Raw genomic sequence first — 4453 nt, forward strand, 5'->3', positions numbered from 1 at the left:
CACCCCGCCCGGCCGCGCCGGCGCCGGATCGCGGCCAGGTGGTGGCCGCCGCGCTCGGCCAGGCCAGCCGCGCCACCGGCATCGACCCGCTGCTGCTGGTGGCGCTGGCCTGGCAGGAAAGCCGCTTCGACCCGCGGGCGCGCAACGGCCGCTCCACCGCCCGCGGCCTGATGCAGTTCACCCAGGCGACCTGGCTGGAGGTGGTGCGCGACTTCGGCCCCCGGCACGGCCTGGCGCCCACCGCGGCGCAACTGCGGACCGACTGGCAGACCGGCACCATCGGCACCCGCAACGGGCGGCAGATGCGGCAGGTGCTCGCCCTGCGGGACAACCCGCGCTACGCGGCGGTCCTGGCGGCGGAGCGCATCAACCGCGCCCGTGCGTCCCTGCAGGACACGCTGGGCCGCGCCCCGAGGCCGGAGGACCTCTACCTCGTGCACCTGCTGGGGCCCGGCGGGGCGCAGCGCTTCCTGGCCGGGCTGGCGAAGACGCCGGGCCGGCCGGCGGCGGAATTCGTCGCCAGCGACAGCCTGGCCCTGAACCGGGAGGTCTTCACCGACCGCGGCACCGGCCGGCCGCTGACCCTGGCCGAGGTGCATGGCTGGATCGGCCGGTCCATCGCCGGCCAGCGGGATGCCCATGGGCCGGTGCTGGCGGCCATGGGCGCCGGCCCGGCGGTGGAGGTGGTGGAGGTGGCGGACGCCCGCTGAGCGGCGCCGCCGCTGCCCTGCGGCCCCGGCACCGCCCGGCGCCGCCGGCCATCCCGTCGCCGCGGGGCCCGCCCCCTTTCCCGGCGCCGCGCCCTGCCCTATCGCGAGCGCGGGAGGACCGACCGGATGCACCGCCGTACGCTGATGAGGGCCGCCGCCGCATCCGCCCTGCCCTTCGCGGCCGCCGCCCAGGCCCCGCGGGCCCGCGTGCTGCGCTTCATGCCGCAGGCGGCGCTGGCGGTGCTGGACCCGATCTTCAACCCGACTACCATCGTCACCACGCATGGCTTCTGCATCTTCGACACGCTCTATGCCTGCGACGCGCAATTGCGGCCGCGGCCGCAGATGGCGGAAGGCCATGCCGTCTCGGCCGACGGGCTGACCTGGACCATCCGGCTGCGGGAGGGCCTGCGCTTCCATGACGGGGAGCCGGTGCGGGCCACGGACTGCATCGCATCCCTGCAGCGTTGGGCGGTGCGGGACAGCTTCGGCCAGGTGCTGGCGCGGGCGGTGGCGGAATGGCAGGCGCCGGAGGACCGGACCCTGGTCATCCGCCTGCACCGGCCCTTCCCGGCGCTGCCGGATGCGCTGGCCAAGCCCGCCTCCAGCCCCGCCTTCATCATGCCGGCGCGCATCGCCGCGACGCCGCCAGACCGCCCCATCGGGATCGACGGCATGGTCGGCAGCGGCCCCTGGCGCTTCCTGCCGGGCGAGTTCGTCCAGGGATCCCGCGCCGCCTATGCCCGCAACGACGCCTATGTCCCGCGGGAGGAAGCGGCCGAGGCCGCCGCCGGCGGCAAGCGGGTGCATTTCGAGAGGCTGGAGCTGCTCTGGATCCCGGATGGCGGCACCGCCGCGGCGGCGCTGCAGACCGGCGAGATCGACTGGATCGAATACCCGCTGCCCGACCTGGTGCCGGTGCTGCAGCGGGACCGCGGCATCCGCACCCAGATCTACGACCCGAACGGCTTCCTCGGCTTCCTGCGCTTCAACCACCTGCATCCGCCCTTCGACGATGTCGGCGTCCGCCGGGCGGTGCGCGATGCGATGGTGCAGTCCGACTACATGGCCGCCGTCGCCCTGCCGGGGGACTGGCAGGACTGCCACGCGGTCTTCCCCTGCGGCCTGCCGGGGGTGACGGAATTCGCCCCCGCCCCGCGTGGGGAGGCGGCGATGGAGCGCGCCCGCGCCGCGCTGCGCGCCGCCGGCTACCGCGGCGAGACGGTGGTGCTGGCGAACCCGTCCGACTTCCCCGCCGTCACGCAGCAGGGCCGGGTGACGGCGGACCTGATGCGCCGCCTGGGGGTGAACATCGACCTGGTGGAGAGCGACTGGGCGACGACCATCGCCCGGCGGGCCAATCGCGGGACGCCGGCGCAGGGCGGCTGGAACCTGCACAACACCAATTTCCCGGCCGCCGCCATCGCCAACCCCGCGGTCAGCCCCATCATCCGCGGCCATGGCGAGCGTGCCTGGTTCGGCTGGCCGACCGACCCGGCCAGCGAGGCGGCGGTGGAGGCCTGGATCGGCGCGACGGATGCGGCGACGCAGGGCCGGGCCATGGCGGCGCTGCAGGACGCCGCCTGGGCGAGCGTGCCCTTCGCCCCGACCGGCCTGTTCCGCCTGCGCACCGCCTTCCGCGCCGACCTGTCGGGCGTGCTGCAGGGGCCGAACCCCTTCCTGTGGAACCTGCGGCGCGGCTGAACGGCAGCGGCGGCCGGCGGCGGCGCTGGTGTCCCGGCCGCGAAGGCAGCGGATCAGCAGGCCACTGCGAACAAGGGCGCGTGGCCCGGACCGAAGGGCGCCGCCGGTGGCGACGGATTTCGGATGCGGGGCACTGAAGCGGATTCCGTCCGCCATGGCGCACGGCAACCGCCCTGGTCGTCTGGATCCACGAGCATCGTCACTCGGTCAGGCGATGCCACCTGATCGGGGTCTGCTCCTAGGACCCGAGGCGGGTGCCCGCCTGCAACTCGTCGAGGCCCTCGCGCCGGGCCTCATGGTCGGTGACCAGGTTGACGAGCACGAGGGTGGCAAGGCCGAGGACGAAAGGCAGCATGGGGGGATCTCCGGTTGAGGTTCCTCCCTAGCCTCCCCACTATGCTGCACCGCACAATGAACATGCCGCAAGCGAATTCAGCGCCGTGTCACCGCTTCTCGATATTCCAGAAGACCGGGAAGGCGAAGGGCACCACCCCCGTCACCTCCACCCGGTAGGCGGCCGGGGCGGCGAATTGGCCGCCGAGCACGTAGTTGACGTTGCGGTGGAAGCCCGCCTGCAGCTGCTCCGCCAGCGCCTTCTGCTGTGCCGGGTCGGCGGTAACGGCCAGACGCCGCAGCAGCGCCGCCGTCGCCTCCTCGCAATGCCAGCCCGAATTGAACGCGTTGCAGTTGTTGGCGATGGCCGGGTTGCTCAGCGGGTTCACCATGTCGATGCCGTTCCAGACGATCGGCATGACATTCCAGCCGCCCTGCTCCGCCGGCGCCTTGCTCATCCGCCGCACCGCGGCGGTGGCGTAGTCGCTGGTGCGGACATCGACGTTGAAGCCGGCGCGGCGCATCTGGTCCGCCATCACCAGCCCGGTCGGGTTCAGCAGCGCCGAGCTTTCGGAATGCAGCAGCACCACCGGCTCGCCCTTGTAGCCGGCCTCCTGCAGCAGCGCGCGGGCGCGCTCGGGGCCGGCGCCGCGATAGGCCTCGGTCCCCGCATCGGTCGAAAGCGGCGCGTCGCACATGTAGATGGACAGGCACTGCTCCATCGCCATGCCGGCGGGCAGGCCGAGCGAGGCCATGACATCGGACTGGCCGATCGCCGCCTGCAGCGCGCGGCGCATGCGGATGTCGTTGAAGGGCGGCGTCAGGTGGTTGATCGACAGGATCGACTGCATCTGCTCGACGCCCCGCTGGCGGGCGATGGTGATGCCGCGGCTGCGGCGCAGGCGGTCGATGAAGTGGAAGGGCACGATCTCCAGCATGTCGATCTCGTTCGCCAGCAGCGCCGAGACGCGCGTCGCCTGGTCCGGCATGCTCACCAGCTCGACCCGGTCGAGCGACACGCGCTTGCCGCCGGCCAGGCCATCCGCCGGCTCCGCCCGCGGGCGGTAGCGCGCGTTGCGGTGGAAGGGCGCGCGGTCGCCCGGGCGCCATTCCGCGCGGCGGAACAGGAAGGGGCCGGAGCCGATGATCTCCGTCACCGCCTTGTCGGCCGGCGCCTCGGCGATGCGGGCCGGCATGATGACGGGAATGGTGTGGCCCGGCTTGCCCAGCGCCTCGATGACGAAGGCGAAGGGCTCGCGCAGCCTCAGCTCGAAGCTGCGGGCATCCAGCGCCGCCAGGCTCTCCGCCGCGCGCATCATCTGGGCGCCGAGGGATTCCCGCCGCGCCCAGCGCTTGAGGGAGGCGACGCAATCCTCCGCCGTCACCGGCGTGCCGTCGCTGAACTCCAACCCCTCCCGCAGGCGGAAGCGCCAGGTCAGGCGGTCCGCGCCGACCTCCCAGCCTTCCAGCATCTGCGGCCGGTAGGCCCCCTGGCTGTCGATGCCGACCAGCGTGTCGAAGACCAGGTAGGCGAAGACCCGCGTCGCGTTGATGGTGGTGACGATCGGGTCCAGCACCTGCAATTCGGTGTTGAGCGAGACCCTGAGCACCTTCTCGCCCGCGCGCCCCGGCGTGACCTCGCCCGCGCGCCCCGGCGTGACCTCGCCCGCGCGCCCCGGCGTGACCTCGCCCGCGCGCCCCGGCGC

General features: G+C 73.5%; 3 protein-coding genes. 2 read left to right on the forward strand and 1 reads right to left on the reverse strand.

Going from position 1 to position 4453, the window contains the following annotated elements:
* On the forward strand, positions 1-710 hold a 710-nt coding region (locus E2C05_RS29080), incomplete at its 5' end, for a transglycosylase SLT domain-containing protein (protein ID WP_158292448.1).
* A 126-nt stretch (positions 711-836) separates the two neighbouring features.
* Complete coding sequence (locus tag E2C05_RS29085) at positions 837-2414, forward strand: ABC transporter substrate-binding protein (RefSeq protein WP_133223117.1); 1578 nt, start codon at positions 837-839, stop codon at positions 2412-2414.
* Positions 2415-2857: 443 nt separating this feature from the next.
* On the opposite strand, the gene E2C05_RS29090 is transcribed toward E2C05_RS29085, so the two are convergent.
* Positions 2858-4453: ABC transporter substrate-binding protein (locus E2C05_RS29090; RefSeq protein WP_133223118.1), on the reverse strand; the 1596-nt coding region annotated here is incomplete at its 5' end.

The sequence above is a fragment of the Paracraurococcus ruber genome, assembly GCF_004353985.1.
Classification (GTDB): Bacteria; Pseudomonadota; Alphaproteobacteria; order Acetobacterales; family Acetobacteraceae; genus Paracraurococcus; species Paracraurococcus ruber.